Source organism: Aquamicrobium segne, from assembly GCF_042656785.1.
GTDB lineage: Bacteria > Pseudomonadota > Alphaproteobacteria > Rhizobiales > Rhizobiaceae > Mesorhizobium > Mesorhizobium segne.
On sequence record NZ_JBHSLL010000012.1, the window covers coordinates 17,984 to 33,473 of the forward strand.

A 15,490-nucleotide genomic window follows, 5' to 3' on the forward strand; every position below is an offset into this window, starting at 1 on the left:
AACTTCAGCTTGCATCAATCACCTCGCTGATCTTTCCCTCGGAGATCATGAAAAACGAGGTGCCCGTCATCTCGATCTCCTGCCCGGCCTTCCAGCCATTGGGCAGGTCGGTCTTGACCTTGGCGCGATAGCCGATGCGCACGGCTGCACGGTCGTCTATCGCGATACAGTCGAGGATCGTCTGTTCTCTTTCAGCAAACAACTGGACGCCCTGTTCCGCCAGCGCGCGGAATGCCTCGATCCCGTGCGTTTCGTTCGTCGTCTCTCCGTTCGATCTGTTGATAAACCGAACGTCGCCCGACAGGCAGTCGAGCATCGCCTGAACATTCATCCTGTTGTAGGCGTCGATATACCGGGCAACAATCGTCGGCACAGAATCCATTCTGTCGATTCCTCCTTACTGATCCTGAAGTCGCTAACCTATGCGATTTTTGCGACGGCGTTTGCAATTACTTTGGCAGGCTGCGCGACCAACCGGACACCGCAATTCAGCTACGATGCCAGCGTTCCGCCGCTGCCGACCGTGCAGGCGGCGGCAACCGACAACACGCCCCGGCCGCTGCATGTGCCCCCGGCATGGACCGTGGCGCGCGGCGGCACCGCCGCAGGCACACCGACCGGCCGCGTCGAGAACGCAAATGCCGCCGCCCGCGTCGAGCCGCGCCGGGAAGGCTACTACAACGCCATCCAGATTTATCCGTGGACGGAAGGCGCGCTCTATCAGGTCTATGCCGCAGTCGGGCAGATCACGACCATTGCGCTGGAGCCAGGCGAGAGCCTGACAGGCGCGGGGCCGATCGCGGCCGGCGATACGACAAGGTGGATTATCGGCGACACAGAGAGCGGCAGCGGTGCAAACCGCCGGGTCCATATCCTCGTGAAGCCGACGCGCCCCGACATTTCCACCAACCTTGTCGTCACCACCGACCGGCGCACTTACATGCTCGAGCTGCGCGCGCGGGAATCGCTCTACATGCCGGCCGTGGCATGGGCCTATCCCGCACCGCCTGCCGGCCAGCGCCAGACCGTTCCGGCCGCACCCATCATTCCCGCCGAGGCAGCGCGGAACTATCGTTATGGGTTGCAGGTGCAGGGCGATAGCCCGCCATGGCGGCCGGTTTCCGTCTTCGATGACGGCAGGCGCGTTTATATCGTCTTCCCGGCTGGGATCGTGCAGGGCGAGATGCCGCCGATCTTCGTGCTTGGCGCGAACGGCGAGCCGCAGATCGTCAACAGCCGTGTCCACCAGAACGTCCTGATCGTTGACCGCCTGTTCGGCACGGCCGAACTGCGCCTTGGTTCTGGCAACCGCCAGCAGACGGTCAGGATCGTCCGCACCAACCCGACGCAGGCCGCAGCCCAGCCGGCCAGCGCGACCACGGGAGGATCGTCCTCATGAGCGATACCGATACCGCCGCACCCATGCGCCTGCGCGCTGAATCGCCCCGCGTCACCCGCCTGTCCCGCAAAATGCTGGCAGGCGTCGGAGCCGTCGCGCTTCTCGGCTTCGGCGGGGCGCTGATCTACGCGCTCCAGACCCGCGACGGAGGGCCGGACGGCGGCGAACTTTACTCGACCAACAACCGGCAAACCGCCGATGGGCTGGCGGGCCTGCCGAGCGACTATAGCGGCCCGGTGCTCGGTCCCGCGCTGCCGGGCGACCTTGGCCGCCCGATCCTTGACGCGCAGAACAGGGGCCAGCCAGTCGCGCCGCCCGTCATGACGACGCCCGCCGTCGATCCCGAGGAAGAACGCCGCAGGGCCGAGGAAGAAGCCGCGCGCTTGAGCAACGTCTTTTTCCAGTCCGGCCCGCGCACGGTAGCGCCAGCCGGCACGGCCATGCCCGGCCTTGCCGGTCTTGGCCTCGGCGGGCAGCCCGCGACACAGGATCGCCACGCGGCGTTTCTCAACGGGCCGGTGGACCGGCAGACCGTCGCCCCGGATCGCGTTGTGCCGCCAGCATCGCCCTATATCCTTCAGGCCGGGGCCGTGATCCCGGCCGCGCTCATCACCGGCATCCGTTCCGACCTTCCGGGCCAGATCACCGCGCAGGTGACGGAGAACGTCTATGACAGCCCGACCGGCTCGCTGCTCCTGATCCCGCAGGGCACCCGCATCATAGGCCAATACGATGACGGCGTGACCTTCGGCCAGCGCAGGGTGCTCTTGGTGTGGAACCGCCTGATCCTGCCGGGCGGCCGCTCCATCGTTCTGGAGCGCCTGCCGGGCGCGGACGCCAGCGGCTATGCCGGCCTTGAGGACGGTGTTGATTACCATTGGTGGGATCTAATGAAGGCCGCAGGGCTATCCACGCTGCTTGCAGTCGGCTCGGAGCTGGCCACGAGCGACGAGGACCGGCTGATCCGCGCCATCCGCGACGGGGCGCAGGATACCGTCAATCAGGCCGGCCAGCAGATCGTCCAGCGCCAGTTGCAGGTTGCGCCGACGCTCACCATCCGGCCGGGCTTTCCGGTCAGGATCATCGTCACCCGCGATCTTGTGTTCGAGCCGGCAGGAGGTTGACCATGACGAAACTGAAACTCGGCCCGCTGCCCGACGACAAGCCTGTCAAGGTGACGGTGGAACTGCCCGCGCCGCTTCACCGCGATCTGATCGCCTATGCCGAGGTGCTGGCCCGCGAGAGCGGCCAGCCCGTTGCCGATCCCGCCAAGCTCATCGTTCCGATGCTTCAACACTTCATCGCCACGGATCGCGGTTTCGCCAAGGCGCGGCGAGCCTCCAGCTAACCCCATTCCGGCAGGGGTGCCGCCAGCGCATAGGCGCAAATGCGGCACGCTACAGGCCGCCGACTGCCCTCCATGGTTCGCTTAATTCCGGGGCCAATAGCGCCCCGGAATCCGCCAGAACCAAGGAGGATTCCATGTGCGCAGAGCGCCGCCGCGCCCGCAAAGGGCGACCGCGACAGTCGATCCCCGAACCACTTCCCGACGATCTGTTCGACTACGCCGACGATCCTACGCCGGACGACCGGACGCGAGCCGGCAACACGCCACTTCTCGGCCCGGACGGCCAGAGGATGCGCGTTACCGACGATTGGCCGGAGGACATTCCCGTTACCGAGGCCGAGATTGACGTGTTCGAGCGCTGGTTCGGCGATGTGTTCGACGAACTCTTGAACCCGGGAAAGCCGGATGACAGCTTGCAATTCCTATCTCAAACTGATAGGAAAAAGGCATGAGCGCGGATCGTGATCCGGGCCTCGACACGCTTCTGGACCTCGACGGACAGATGCTCTTTGTCGATCCAGAGGGCGGCCATTGGGTGAAGTTCGTCGTCACCCGCGTTCCGGCATCCCCGGAGAAGCCGCACGGCCTCGATTATTCGCTCACGCTTCACGGGCCTTCGGGCGAACGACTGGTCGGCTTCGACAATGCCCACCCGGTCGGCCGGGGCAGGCGCGGCGAGCCGATGGACCATCGGCACCGCTTTCAGACCGTGAAGCCTTACGCCTACGAGGATGCGGCCACGCTGCTGGCCGACTTCTGGCAGACCGTGGACGCGGTATTGAAGGAACGAGGTGCCCTATGACCACATTGAAAGTCGGGATTGCCGACTATGAAGAAATGAAGGCCCGCACCATGCGGATCGCGCGCGGCGAGGAAAAACCTGCGCCCAGCGATCCGAAGGTGTGGTTCACCTCGACCGAATCCTTTGCCAAGGTGCTGTCGGCCGGCAACCGCGAACTGCTGCGCATCATCGCCGAGAAAGCCCCGGCATCGCTGGAGGAACTGGCGGAAATCACCGGCCGGGCCGGCTCCAACCTGTCACGCACCCTGAAAACCATGGAGAGCTATGGCCTTGTGCGGTTTGAACCGGGGCATGGACGCAAACTCGCGCCCAAGGTGGTGCATGACCGGGTGGAGCTGGCGTTGCCCCTGATCGACCGCCCCAAGGCGAAGAAAGCTATGGGAGGCCAAGCATGAACAAGCACAGCCCAACCACTACCGCCCGTGCCGCCCTCTATCTGCGCGTCTCGACTGCCCGGCAGGCCGAGCATGACATTTCCATTCCCGACCAGAAGCGGCAGGGCGAAGCCTATTGCGAGCAACGCGGCCTGCAACTGGTGGAGACGTTCATCGAAGCAGGCGCAACCGCCACCAACGACAAACGCCCCGAGTTTCAACGAATGATCGAAGCGGGCACGACCAAGCCCGCGCCCTTCGATATTGTCGTGGTCCACTCGTTCAGCCGGTTCTTCCGCGATCACTTCGAGATGGAGTTCTACGTTAGAAAGCTGGCGAAGAACGGCGTCAAGCTGGTGTCCATCACGCAGGAGATGGGCGACGATCCCATGCACCAGATGATGCGGCAGATCATGGCGCTGTTCGACGAATACCAGTCGAAGGAGAACGCCAAGCACGTCCTGCGCGCCATGAATGAGAACGCCCGGCAAGGCTTCTGGAACGGCGCACGGCCGCCTATCGGCTATCGCATCGTCGCAGCCGAGCAGCGGGGATCGAAGATCAAGAAGAAGCTGGAGATCGACCCGCTGCACGCCGACACCGTGCGGCTGATCTATCGCCTGTTCCTCGAAGGAGACGGCACGTCCGGCGCGATGGGCGTAAAGGCCATCGCCACCTATCTCAACGAGCGCCGCTTCTTCACCCGCGACGGAGGGCGTTGGGGATTGGCGCAAATCCACGCCATCCTGACCCGCACCACCTATATCGGCGAGCACAGGTTCAACACCCGCTCGCATAAGGACCGGGAGAAGAAGCCGGAGAGCGAGGTTGCTATCATGGCGGTGCCGCCCCTAATCGAGCGCGAGACGTTCGACGCGGTGCAAGCCCGCCTCAAGTCCCGCAATCCCATGGTGACGCCTGCACGTGTCTCCAGCGGCCCGACGCTCCTGACCGGCATTTGCTTCTGCGCCAAGTGCGGGGGAGCGATGACCCTTCGCACCGGCCAAGGCAGCACGGGCGCGACATACCGCTACTATACCTGCTCGACCAAGGCCCGGCAGGGCAAGACCGGCTGCAAGGGTCGCACAATCCCCATGGACAAGCTGGACCATACGGTCGCCGATTATATCGGGGACCGCCTGCTCCTGCCCAAGCGGTTGGAAACCGTCCTTGCCAGCGTCATCGACCGCCGACAGGAACGCACCGAACGCCGCCGCGAGCATCTTGCCGAGCTTCAAAGGCGAATCACGGAAGCCGACCAGCGGCTCGGCCGTCTCTTTGACGCCATCGAAGCCGGCATGGTGGACAAGGACGACGCCATGGCAAAGGAACGCATGGTGAGCCTCAAGGCATTGCGGGATCAAGCCGCCGCCGACGCGGAGCGCACGCAGCTCGCGCTCGATAGTTCAGGCAATCAGGGCGTCACCCCCGATATGCTCAAGGGGTTTGCCCGCAAAGCCCGTGAACGGATCAAGCTCAACGATGGCGGCTACCGCCGCGACCATCTACGCGCGCTGGCGCAGCGTGTCGAGGTTGCCGACGACGAGGTTCGCATCATGGGATCGAAGTCGGAACTGCTGCGAACGTTGGTCGCCGCTTCAAGCGTAGAAACGGCGGCGTTCGGCGTTCATAGTTCTGTTCTGAAATGGCGCACCCGACACGATTCGAACGTGTGGCCTCCACCTTCGGAGGGTGGCGCTCTATCCAGCTGAGCTACGGGTGCATCGTTGTTTTGATAGTGTGCGAGATCAACCAAGGTCAATCCCAAAACCAGATACTCGAATCGACGTCATTGGTGCGGCTCCGAGGGCCGCCAACTTCCGTCGTTCGTACTCTACAACCTCCTTAAGTTTGCTTCCGTGGTGCTTCCGCGACCAAGATAGCGATATTCACATTTACACCGACTTCCGCCAAGCCTTTGGTTTCTATCGATATTCTCTACACCCATAACGAAGCCACTTGACTTACGCCTGCCTTCGGAGGGCAGCGCTCTATCCAGCTGAGCTACGGGTGCATGACAATATGCACGACCTCTTAGACGAAGCCGTCCAAGGCTTCAATGCAGAAAGTGTAAATTATCCAGCGGCACAGGTCACAGGGTCTAAACTTGTCGGTGCCCATGGAGAGTGATGAGGGTTTGGAGTGAATCATCGTCCAGTTTTTCCTGGCAGGAGCACGTTATTGATACAGTGCCAGTAGCGCCACCTCCCCCTGCCAGCGTTTACTCAGGCAATTGGCTGCACGCCAGGCCCGTAACCCTGAGCGGCAGGCGATTACGGCCCGCTTGTTGGCATCTGGTAATGGGCCAATCGTGCCGTAATCCGGCATGCGCAAGGCATCGGGCGTAGCAGGCCGGGGAGCTTCATTGCTGGTTCGCAAGTCAACGACCATATCGTCCGGGCGCAAATCTTCAATGGCGATGAAATGCGGGCCGGGTATTTCCGGCGCAGTATCGAACCGAAATTGTGAAAATCGCATTGCCGCATCCATGCGGATTAACTGGCCCAGCGGCGATGGCGTCATGCCCAGCAGATGACTGAGCGCCATGCGAGACTGTATGCAGCCTAAGGTTCCAACGATTGGCCCCAACACGCCTGCTGTGGCACAGGTTGCGCTGGCGTCGGTAGGATCGGGAAAGATTGCCCGCAAGCTGGGCGCCCCGCCACAATAGCCGCCAACATAGCCTTCAAGCCCAAGGGCTGAAGCCGAGATCAAAGGGGTGCGTGCCGCCAGACAAATGTCGGAAAGTGTGTAGCTGACGGCATGGCTGTCGGCGCAATCCAGCACCAGATCGGCTTTTGCCACCAGTGCAGGCGCATTGGCAGGTGTCAGCCATTCCAGAATCGGCACAATTTCAATCGTGCTGTTCAATTTCTGCATCGCTTGTTGCGCAGCTATTGCCTTGTGCTGGCCTGTTTGATTTTCACGATAAAGCGGTTGGCGGTGTAGGTTGGATATCTCGATCACGTCCGGATCGACCACTGTAATGTGCCCCACGCCAGCGCCGGTCAGATATTGCAGGACTGGCACACCCAGTGCTCCCGCACCGACCACCAGCACGTGGGCTGTTTGCAGTTTCTTCTGCCCGTCAAGGCCGATTTCAGGCAAAATTGTCTGGCGGGCGTAACGGTTCATTGCGCCACCTTTAACCATTGGCGAATGCGCTGTTCAGGATCGGAGTTTAGCGTGATGTCGGTAACTGCCGAGACGACATCAGCGCCAGCGTCAAAAGCCTGCACTGCGCGTTCCGGGGTCAGGCCGCCAATGGCGATCAGCGGAATATTGCCGATCAGCCGTTTCCATTCACTGACACGCTCCAGCCCCTGCTGCTGCCATTTCATCTTTTTCAAAATTGTCGGCCAGACAGGCCCAAGCGCGATATAATCAGGGCTTAGCGCCAGCGCACGATCGAGTTCAGCATGGTCATGGGTGGAGACGCCAAGCCGCAATCCGGCCTTTCTGATTGCAGAAATATCGGCAGTGTCCAGATCCTCCTGGCCCAGATGTATGAAGTCGCAGCCAAGCTCAATCGCCAATTGCCAGTGATCATTGACGATGAGTTGCGCTCCATGCTCTGAGCAAAGCTCGCGTGAGCGGATCAGCAGTTCGTGCAGTTTTTTGGGGGGCGTATCCTTGATACGGATCTGCACCAGCTTGATTCCCAGGGGCAACAGCCGGGCAAGCCAGTCTGGATGGTCGAAGATGGGATAAAATTTGGGAAGCTTCATTGTAGGACTGCCATGCCGATAAGAGGGGTTGAAGGGGCAGCCATATCGCGCCGCTCTATGGGACTGGCGTTAAAGGCAGACTGGCCGGCCTCTATCGCCTGCGCCATCGCACGCGCCATGGCAACGGGGTCGCCAGCCTTGGCGACAGCCGTATTCAAGAGCACTGCATCATAGCCAAGTTCCATTGCCTGTGCCGCATGGGATGGCAGGCCAATTCCTGCATCCACGACCAGCGGCACATCCGGAAAATGCGCCCGAAGCGAGCGCAGCCCATAAGGGTTGTTCAGCCCTCGGCCCGAGCCGATGGGCGAGCCCCAGGGCATCAGCACCTGACAGCCCGCATCCAGCAAACGTCCACAGACGGACAGATCCTCTGTACAATAGGGAAAGATCTGAAAACCGTCTTCGGACAGGATGCGTGTGGCCTCAACAAGGGCGACAACGTCGGGTTGAAGCGTATCATGATCGCGGATGACTTCCAGTTTGAGCCATGCCGTATCAAAAACTTCCCGCGCCATATGGGCTGTGGTTACGGCCTCTTTGACCGAATGACACCCGGCGGTATTGGGTAAAACCGTCACGCCAAGATCGCGGATCAGCGCATGAAAAGCCTGACCCTGACCACCTTCGCGGCGCAGTGAAACGGTTGCGATGCCAGCTTTGGATGCTTCAAACGCCTGGGCCATGATTTTGGGTGAAGGATATTGTGCAGTGCCCAGCATCAGCGCACTGTCAAATTTCTTGCCGTAAAAGACAGGCATTTTATCATCCTCCCTGCATGGCGGATAAAATTTCAAGCGTGTCGCCCTCTGTCAGGCTTGCTGTGCTGCGCTGCGGGGCTGGCAGAAACTCGCCATTTAATGCGGTGGCGACACGGGCTGTTTCCAGGCCGATTTCGACAAGCACATCAGCGACTGTCAAAGCCTTAATGTTCCGCTTTTCTCCATTAAGGATTATGTTCATCCATCAACTCCGGTATCTGGCCTGTCATGATATGATCAGCAGCCATGCGCGCCACGGCAGGGGCCAGAAGATAGCCGTGACGGTAAAGGCCGTTGGCAAAAAGCCTGCTGCCGCGGCGGCGCAGATGCGGCAGGTTGTCGGGAAATGCGGGGCGCGCATCCGCACCCATCTCAAGAATTTCAGCCTCGGCAAAGGCCGGGTGAAGCGCATAGGCAGCCGATAGCATCTCAATGGCGGCGCGTGCGGTGACGCAGGTTTTTGCGCCGGTCTCCAGCATGGTTGCTCCCAGCATATAGACGCCATCGCCACGCGGAACGATATAGAGTGGAATGCGCGGATGCAGCAGACGAATGGTGCGGGTAAGCTGTAATTCGGGACAGCGGATGACCAGCATTTCACCCCGCACGCCGCGCAGATCGACAAGCCTGTCGCGGGCTGCAAAGCCACGAGCATCGACGACCAGCCCTGTGGATATATCGAGGGCCGCTTCGGTCTGGATCAAAACGCCATGGTCTTGCGCTCTTTGTTGCAGCGCGTGCAAGGCCTGCCGGGGCGTAAGGTGAGACTCGCTGCGATAGAACAGGCCCCGTTGAAAGCGCGCTTCAAGTTCGGGTTCCAGTTCAGCAATATCCTTGGCATTGAGCAATTCGTGATTGCGTGTCAGCCGGGCAAAGCGGTCCAGTTCCGTATGGTCACGCGCCAAAGCCAGCACCAGCGTGCCGGTGCGGTGCAGTTTTGCGCCCATGCCCTGCCACCAGCCTGCTGCTTCTTGCCCCAAACGGATGACCGTATCCCCGGCACTTTCTGCTTCGCAGAAGGGGGCGAGCATTCCCCCTGCCCACCAACTGCAACAATGGGCGTCAGGAGGGCCTTGCGGATCGTGGATAACGCACTCGACACCGCGTCGCGTCAGTTCGGCCGCGATGGAGAGCCCCATGACGCCCGCACCAAGGATTGTGATGGGGCCGTTCATGCCTTGCTCCACATGGCATGGAAGTGATGCACTGGCCCGTGGCCGGAACCGACATTCAAATCATCGGCGGCAAGGATGGCGCAATGGAGCCAGTCATGCGCCTGACGGATCGCCTTTGTCATGCTCATGCCGCTGGCAAGCCCCGCAGCAATAGCTGAAGAAAGCGAACAGCCCGTGCCATGGGTGTTTTTCGTATGAATACGGGGGGCGCAGAGAGCCATTTCATCTTCGCCCAGCAACAGATCGGTGCAGGTTTTGCCCGCGGCATGGCCGCCTTTCAGCAGAACATGGCGAGGCCCCAGAGCAAGCAGCGCCTGCCCCTGATTGCGCAGTTCATCATGGGTCTTGGCCTGTTGAATACCAAGAAGATCGGCGGCTTCAGGCAGATTGGGTGTGAGCAGGCTCGCCAGGGGAAGCAGATTTTCCCGCAGTGCGCTTATGGCTTCTGAAGGGAGCAGTACGTCGCCGGATTTGGCAATCATGACCGGGTCCAGCACGATTGGCGTTGAACGCGCTGCCAGATGGTGACGCAGCCTTGCCGCCACTGCTTCAATTGCCTCCACACCGCCAACCATCCCAATCTTGATGGCTGATATGTCGAGATCACTAAAAGCCGCATCGATCTGGGCGGAAATCATGGCTGGAGAGACAGGCTCGATGGCCTCGACACCATGTGTGTTTTGCGCGGTAATTGCAGTGATTACCGATGCACCATAGACGCCAAGTGCTGAAAAACTTTTCAGGTCGGCCTGTATCCCGGCGCCGCCGCTGCTGTCAGATCCTGCAATTGTCAGTGCAATGGCTGGCGCCATCTTCTTCCCTTTCATAGCCCTGGTCGTGGCATGGGAAGGAGGAGATTGCGCGCAATCCTGAAATGAATCCGGATGCTGGCACACTCTACACTTTCCTACGCCGGCATGACCCGGATCAGGTTCAATGGGTCGGTGCGATGCACCTCTCAGCCCGGTTTGGGCACCCCAATGTATGAGTCTTGGCCAGAGCTAAGGCGATATGAACTGGAAAAGCAAGTGGGTATCAGCCGCGCCGATGAACAAGAGCTTGGTCCTCTGCTTCTGGAGAATCTTGCAGCCCGGCGCCTCTTCAATTTCGAGCGGGTCGTCTGGTGCAGGACAGGCGCCTGCTTGACCGGAACAGTTTTGAAGCTATAGTCGCGCTGAATTCCGAGGGGTGCGCCACACGGCGCTGAGACGGCGATGAGCCGGACCCTTGAACCTGATCCGGGTCATGCCGGCGTAGGAACGGAACAAGGGCCATTCATGGCGACCTGATTTCCTCTCTTCGCTCCACCTGGATCTCCGAGTATGGCGAGAGCATTTCTTGTTTTCACAAAAACAGATGAAATGCTCTAAGCTCTTGTTTTAATCGCATTTATGCGATGCCAGATGGTGCCATCTGTGCTCACAAAATGTGCTAGGGGGGATCAAAATGCTACTTCACCTTTCAGGTCGATCATGCAAACGATGCGCTTCCTAGCGGCTCGTGCAGCATTGCCTGTTTTGGGCTTTCTGTTTGCCTTGTGGCAGTCCCTGATCTGGGTTTTTGGGCCGCCGGCCTATATCCTGCCGGCCCCCACAGATGTGCTTGGCGCATTCTTGCGACAGCCGAACTATCTTCTGGCCAATAGCTGGGTAACGCTTGGTGAGATTGTGATGGGGCTGCTTGCAGGAACGCTCCTTGGTGTCCTGATAGCCCTTTGCATGGCCGCTCTGCCGCGTTTTGGCCGCCTGGTCTTGCCCATGGTTCTTGTGCTGCAGGCCTTCCCCGTCTTTGTCATCGCGCCACTTCTGGTGCTGTGGTTTGGCTTTGGAATGGCCTCCAAAGTGGTGATGACCACCCTGATCATCTTCTTTCCTGTAGCTTCTGCCTTTGCCGATGGTTTGCGCCGCATACCTTCGCAGGTCCTTGATGCCGCAGCGACGACCGAGGCAAACCACTGGCAGACGCTGGCTTACATCCGCATCCCGCTTGCCTTGCCCTCGCTCGTCTCAGGCTTGCGCATTGCCGCGCCGCTTGCGCCGCTCGGAGCGGTAATCGGAGAATGGGTGGGCGCATCAGCGGGGCTTGGTTTCGTCATGGTGCAGGCCAATGCACGCATGCAAACAGATATGGTTTTTGCCGCAATGGCAATCATCGCGCTGCTTACCCTGATGCTGCGCAGTGCCATCGACCGGCTTGCACCTCTGCTCACGCCATGGTGCGCAGACCACGACTTTTCCCCATCACAACAATAATGGAAGCGCCATGTTTCGTTCTGCAATCCTTTCTATCCTGATGAGCCTGGTGATCATGAGTAGCGCCCAGGCGCAGGAAAAACTTACAGTCCTGCTCGAATGGTTCGTCAATCCGGACCATGCGCCTTTGGTTGTGGCGCAAGAACTCGGGCTGTTTGAAAAAGCGGGGCTGGACGTTGAGCTTCTTCCCCCTTCAGACCCCTCGATTGTGCCGCGTGCGGTCGCGTCGGGACAGGCGGAAATTGGAATCCACTATCAGCCAAACCTCTACATGGATCATGCTAAGGATGTGCCGCTCATTCGCTTTGGCACGCTTGTGGAGACACCGCTCAACACGCTCACCGTTCTGGCGGATGGGCCGATTTCAAGCATCAAGGATCTGGAAGGCAAGCGCATCGGCTTCTCCGTTTCGGGCTTTGAGGACGCCATGCTCGGCCGCATGCTGGATGAGGCCGGTGTTGACAAGAGCAGCGTGGAACTGATCAACGTCAATTTTGCGCTGTCACCTTCTCTCATCAGCAAGCAAGTCGATGCAACGATAGGCGGCTTCCGAAATTTCGAGTTGACGCAGATGCGCTTGGCTGGCCATGAGGGGCGCGCCTTCTTTCCCGAAGAGCATGGGGTGCCGGTTTATGACGAGTTGATCTTCGTTACCCGCCCTGATCTGGTCAAAGACAGTCGGCTCAAGCGTTTTTTGAAAGCTGTCGAGCAAGGCGCTGTTCATCTCACCAACCATCCGGAAGAGAGCTGGAAGCTTTTTATCCGCGCATATCCTGATCTGGACGATGAGTTGAACCGTCAGGCGTGGCTCGATACTCTGCCCCGGTTTGCAAAAAGGCCCTTTGCTCTGGACTACACACGCTATGAACGGTTCGGCGCTTTTATGGCTGCGAGCGGTCTGATCGAGTCAGCCCCACCCGTCGACCGGATCGCCGTAGAACTGCGATAAAGCCTGCCTGACGTGCAACATGTCCGCTCTGGGACAGATTGCACATTTTATCGATTCGAAACTTTCGCCGGGCTAATATCAAGCAGTTTTTCCATTTGTGGATCAGAGCGAAAAAGAGCGGAATGACGGCAAAGCAGACCATGGGTAGGGTATCGCTGGACCATATGGGGCCAACCAGTGCGAAGGGGCGCGGCCTTGTCGATGCGCTCGTTTTCATGGGTGCAGTTGCGCTGTTTTCCCTTTCCGGTTTCGCGCTGGAGTTTTTTGGCATTCCCTACTATTCATCAGGTGGTTCGATCATCACCAAGATTCATCCTGCCACCTATCTGTTTGTGGGTGCGCTTGGTCTGGCTGTGATCGCCAATCCCAATCCGGCAGGCTATCTGTTTGGCCTCATGACACGATGCCTCGGGTCCGTCTTTCTGCTTGCGGGCTCCGTTCTTCTGTGGATTTTCATTTCCCGCTATAAGGGCGATCAACCGACCTCCTTCCTGATCGACTCAATCATGGTCGCCGCAATCATCTGCATGCTGTTTGCTGATATGGAAAAGCGTGCGCGCCTCAATATTGCGCGTGCCATTCATATCCTTATGGTTGTCAATTGCTGCCTGTCGATCGTTGAAGGCCTGTCAGGCTGGCGGCTGTTTCCCTTTATACTGGGCGATATCGAACAGGAGTGGGAATATCGGGCAACCGCACTGCTGGGGCACCCTTTGATTGGCGCCCTGACAACGGGTGTTTATACCATCGTTTTGATGACAGTACGCGACGTGCGCGGCCTTGGGAAACGCTGGCGCTTGCCGATGATCCTGCTATGTCTGGTAGCGATGCCGTTCATTGGCTCCCGGGCGTCGTTTGCAATCGTTTATGCAACCGCAGCCGTGGTTGTCGTACTGCATTTTGTTGGCTTTTTGCGTGGGAGTCCGGTCAGCTTGCGCAAGTTGACGGCGGTACTGCTGCTGCTTCCGCTTTCTGTCCTTGCGGTGCTCGCCATCTACCAGACGGGCATTTTCGATAATTTCATCAACCGCTTTATCGATGACGGAGGCAGCGCCCGGACCCGCTTCGATCTGTTCAATCTGTTCAGGGATCTCAGCCTGCCAAACCTGCTTACGGGCTATCGCATGGTTAATCTCGACACCCAGATACGGCTTAGCGGTCTCTATGAAGGCATCGAGAACTCATGGGCAGGCCATGCTGCACGTTATGGCATCGTGATAACGATTGTGCTTTGGTGTGGTGTTGGCGCCTGGTTTATCGATATGTTGCGGTCGGCGGGAAGAGGTGCGCTCCTGCCTCTTGCCTATATTTTTCTTATTCTGTCCACCACCGTGGGCATCAGCGGCAAGACCAACATGATGAGCCTTCCCCCTCTTGTCCTGCTGGCATTGATCGGCACGCCGCTCTGGCCGCGCATTGCCCGCACACAGGCTCCTGTCTCTAACGATATTCTGATGCGGATCGGCTGCGGCGCCCCGCTCGAAGGCCCCCGCGGCTTTAGCTCTTGAAAGCTCCATGGCTTCGTTGATCAATGATCGGTTGCTTTGCTGAAAAATGCAGACGCAGCATTGAAATCAAGGGGCGCTCGACAATCAAATGAGCAAGACATCCACATATGATTGTTCCGATGAAAACCAGCAGGAAAATCAGTTCTGCAGGCATGGGCGCATATTCAGAAATCTTGATGAGGATTTTTGCTAATAATCCAAGTACAGCAATGTGGGTCAGGTAGATCGAATAGGATGCGTCTCCGATTAGGTTCAGCACTGCCAGCTTTGACGGCCACTGTCTTGCCGTCTCCAGAGTGGCTGCGCCTGTGATAGCCAGCCCAAAGGCTACCGCATAACCAAGCTGAACGTGAGCGTATGCAGCGCCTTTGCTTTCCAGCGCATACAGTGTGGCCAGCAGCAAGAGACCTGCCGGAAATGCCCATTTGACTATATTTTGTCGACCATGCTTCCAGCCCAGATAAGCGAGCATCCCAACGAGAAAATTCAGGTTCAGTGGCGAAAAATATGCTGTCCACGGCGTCATATCTTCAAATTCAGGGTACTCGCGCACCATGAAACATGCCACCATCCACATGCTGAAGATGATTATTCCCCATCGTTTGTTGGCTATAAGCAGAGAAAACATCAGATAGAAGGCCAGTTCGTGGACCAGCGTCCATGCCGGTGCGATCGGGAAAGTGAACTTATCAAGGCGTACAAGGAAGATCGTGGATATCCATTGGTCCCATGTTTCTGGAATGGTTGCGCCCGACCCAAAACCCAGCGCCACCAAAGTGCAGAAAACCCCAACATAGACCCAATAGACAGGAAACAACCGGATGAACCTCCGGCCTAGATAATTGCGGAGGCGATCAGGGCGATCAATGTCATGGTTATGAGCAAAAACAATGATGAAGCCCGACAGCACAAAAAAGAAATCGACCCCAAGATTTCCGCGCCATGTATAGTCAGAAAATAATTCCTGCCCAAGATAACGCGGCAGGGCAAGCATGATTGATAAGTGAAACAGGACAACAGCCATAGCGGCAATGCCACGTCCCTGTTGTAATGAAAAAAGCTGTCCCTGACGCTTCATGGCCCCCGCCCGCAAAAATACTGCTATCCATTTTCCAGCACGCGGAAGGATAAAGCAGAAACGGTTAAATAATTACGTTTTAGCCGCATTTGTGTGACGCCAGATGTAACCATCTG

Annotated in this window: 17 protein-coding genes, 1 tRNA gene, 1 pseudogene and 2 riboswitches; of the genes and pseudogenes, 10 read left to right on the forward strand and 9 right to left on the reverse strand. The window is 58.8% G+C overall.

Annotated elements, in window-relative coordinates:
- Positions 1–4 precede the first annotated feature (4 nt).
- A complete protein-coding gene (locus ACFPLB_RS03225; RefSeq protein ID WP_024353836.1) occupies positions 5–382 on the reverse strand; it encodes a nuclear transport factor 2 family protein in 378 nt (125 codons plus the stop codon).
- An 18-nt stretch (positions 383–400) separates the two neighbouring features.
- On the opposite strand from ACFPLB_RS03225, the gene trbG reads away from it, so the two are divergent.
- The 7 genes and pseudogenes from trbG to ACFPLB_RS17670 form a co-directional block, all read left to right on the forward strand.
- Positions 401–1,399 carry a P-type conjugative transfer protein TrbG gene (trbG, locus tag ACFPLB_RS03230; protein ID WP_378228371.1) on the forward strand — a complete coding sequence of 333 codons (999 nt, stop codon included), beginning with the start codon at positions 401–403 and terminating at the stop codon, positions 1,397–1,399.
- Positions 1,396–2,523 (forward strand): TraB/TrbI/VirB10 family type IV secretion system protein, encoded by a 1,128-nt coding sequence (locus ACFPLB_RS03235; RefSeq protein WP_024353506.1) that lies wholly within the window; start codon positions 1,396–1,398, stop codon positions 2,521–2,523. The genes trbG and ACFPLB_RS03235 overlap by 4 nt, the downstream gene beginning before the upstream one ends.
- Positions 2,524–2,525: 2 nt before the next feature.
- Complete coding sequence (locus ACFPLB_RS03240) at positions 2,526–2,747, forward strand: DUF2274 domain-containing protein (protein ID WP_024353507.1); 222 nt, start codon at positions 2,526–2,528, stop codon at positions 2,745–2,747.
- A gap of 134 nt (positions 2,748–2,881) precedes the next feature.
- Positions 2,882–3,199 (forward strand): hypothetical protein, encoded by a 318-nt coding sequence (locus ACFPLB_RS03245; RefSeq protein WP_024353508.1) that lies wholly within the window; start codon positions 2,882–2,884, stop codon positions 3,197–3,199.
- A complete protein-coding gene (locus ACFPLB_RS03250) occupies positions 3,196–3,549 on the forward strand; it encodes a toxin-antitoxin system TumE family protein (protein ID WP_024353509.1) in 354 nt (117 codons plus the stop codon). Before ACFPLB_RS03245 ends, ACFPLB_RS03250 begins: the two co-directional genes overlap by 4 nt.
- On the forward strand, positions 3,546–3,944 hold the full coding sequence (locus ACFPLB_RS03255) for an HVO_A0114 family putative DNA-binding protein (RefSeq protein WP_024353510.1): 399 nt from the start codon (positions 3,546–3,548) through the stop codon (positions 3,942–3,944). Before ACFPLB_RS03250 ends, ACFPLB_RS03255 begins: the two co-directional genes overlap by 4 nt.
- Positions 3,941–5,593, forward strand: a pseudogene (locus ACFPLB_RS17670) (recombinase family protein); the annotation flags it as partial. The gene ACFPLB_RS03255 and the pseudogene ACFPLB_RS17670, both read left to right, overlap by 4 nt.
- On the opposite strand, the gene ACFPLB_RS03265 reads toward ACFPLB_RS17670, so the two are convergent.
- The 7 genes from ACFPLB_RS03265 to thiD form a co-directional block, all read right to left on the reverse strand.
- Positions 5,570–5,646, reverse strand: a tRNA-Arg gene (locus ACFPLB_RS03265). The pseudogene ACFPLB_RS17670 and the gene ACFPLB_RS03265 sit on opposite strands and share 24 nt — an antisense overlap.
- Before the next feature lie 455 nt (positions 5,647–6,101).
- On the reverse strand, positions 6,102–7,058 hold the full coding sequence (locus tag ACFPLB_RS03270) for a HesA/MoeB/ThiF family protein (protein WP_378227839.1): 957 nt from the start codon (positions 7,056–7,058) through the stop codon (positions 6,102–6,104).
- Complete coding sequence (locus ACFPLB_RS03275; protein ID WP_378227840.1) at positions 7,055–7,651, reverse strand: thiamine phosphate synthase; 597 nt, start codon at positions 7,649–7,651, stop codon at positions 7,055–7,057. The genes ACFPLB_RS03270 and ACFPLB_RS03275 overlap by 4 nt, the downstream gene beginning before the upstream one ends.
- Positions 7,648–8,412, reverse strand: coding sequence for a thiazole synthase (locus tag ACFPLB_RS03280; protein WP_378227841.1), 765 nt, complete (start codon positions 8,410–8,412; stop codon positions 7,648–7,650). Before ACFPLB_RS03280 ends, ACFPLB_RS03275 begins: the two co-directional genes overlap by 4 nt.
- A 4-nt stretch (positions 8,413–8,416) precedes the next feature.
- Positions 8,417–8,614 carry a sulfur carrier protein ThiS gene (gene thiS, locus ACFPLB_RS03285; protein WP_378227842.1) on the reverse strand — a complete coding sequence of 66 codons (198 nt, stop codon included), beginning with the start codon at positions 8,612–8,614 and terminating at the stop codon, positions 8,417–8,419.
- Entirely contained in the window at positions 8,598–9,587 is a 990-nt protein-coding gene (locus ACFPLB_RS03290) for an FAD-dependent oxidoreductase (protein WP_378227843.1), read from the reverse strand. The genes thiS and ACFPLB_RS03290 overlap by 17 nt, the downstream gene beginning before the upstream one ends.
- On the reverse strand, positions 9,584–10,399 hold the full coding sequence (thiD, locus tag ACFPLB_RS03295; protein WP_378227844.1) for a bifunctional hydroxymethylpyrimidine kinase/phosphomethylpyrimidine kinase: 816 nt from the start codon (positions 10,397–10,399) through the stop codon (positions 9,584–9,586). Before thiD ends, ACFPLB_RS03290 begins: the two co-directional genes overlap by 4 nt.
- 74 nt (positions 10,400–10,473) lie before the next feature.
- A riboswitch (TPP riboswitch) is annotated at positions 10,474–10,577 on the reverse strand.
- A gap of 184 nt (positions 10,578–10,761) precedes the next feature.
- A riboswitch (TPP riboswitch) is annotated at positions 10,762–10,864 on the forward strand.
- Between the two features lie 195 nt (positions 10,865–11,059).
- On the opposite strand from thiD, the gene ACFPLB_RS03300 reads away from it, so the two are divergent.
- The 3 genes from ACFPLB_RS03300 to ACFPLB_RS03310 all read left to right on the forward strand — a co-directional run bounded on the left by ACFPLB_RS03300 (position 11,060) and on the right by ACFPLB_RS03310 (position 14,296).
- On the forward strand, positions 11,060–11,839 hold the full coding sequence (locus tag ACFPLB_RS03300; RefSeq protein ID WP_378227845.1) for an ABC transporter permease: 780 nt from the start codon (positions 11,060–11,062) through the stop codon (positions 11,837–11,839).
- A 25-nt stretch (positions 11,840–11,864) separates the two neighbouring features.
- Positions 11,865–12,788 carry an ABC transporter substrate-binding protein gene (locus ACFPLB_RS03305; protein WP_378228372.1) on the forward strand — a complete coding sequence of 308 codons (924 nt, stop codon included), beginning with the start codon at positions 11,865–11,867 and terminating at the stop codon, positions 12,786–12,788.
- Between the two features lie 140 nt (positions 12,789–12,928).
- A complete protein-coding gene (locus ACFPLB_RS03310) occupies positions 12,929–14,296 on the forward strand; it encodes a VpsF family polysaccharide biosynthesis protein (RefSeq protein ID WP_378227846.1) in 1,368 nt (455 codons plus the stop codon).
- Here ACFPLB_RS03310 and ACFPLB_RS03315 read toward each other — a convergent pair.
- Positions 14,286–15,374: an acyltransferase family protein gene (locus ACFPLB_RS03315; protein ID WP_378227847.1), complete on the reverse strand. Its 1,089-nt coding sequence runs from the start codon at positions 15,372–15,374 to the stop codon at positions 14,286–14,288. The genes ACFPLB_RS03310 and ACFPLB_RS03315 overlap by 11 nt on opposite strands.
- Positions 15,375–15,490: the final 116 nt, after the last annotated feature.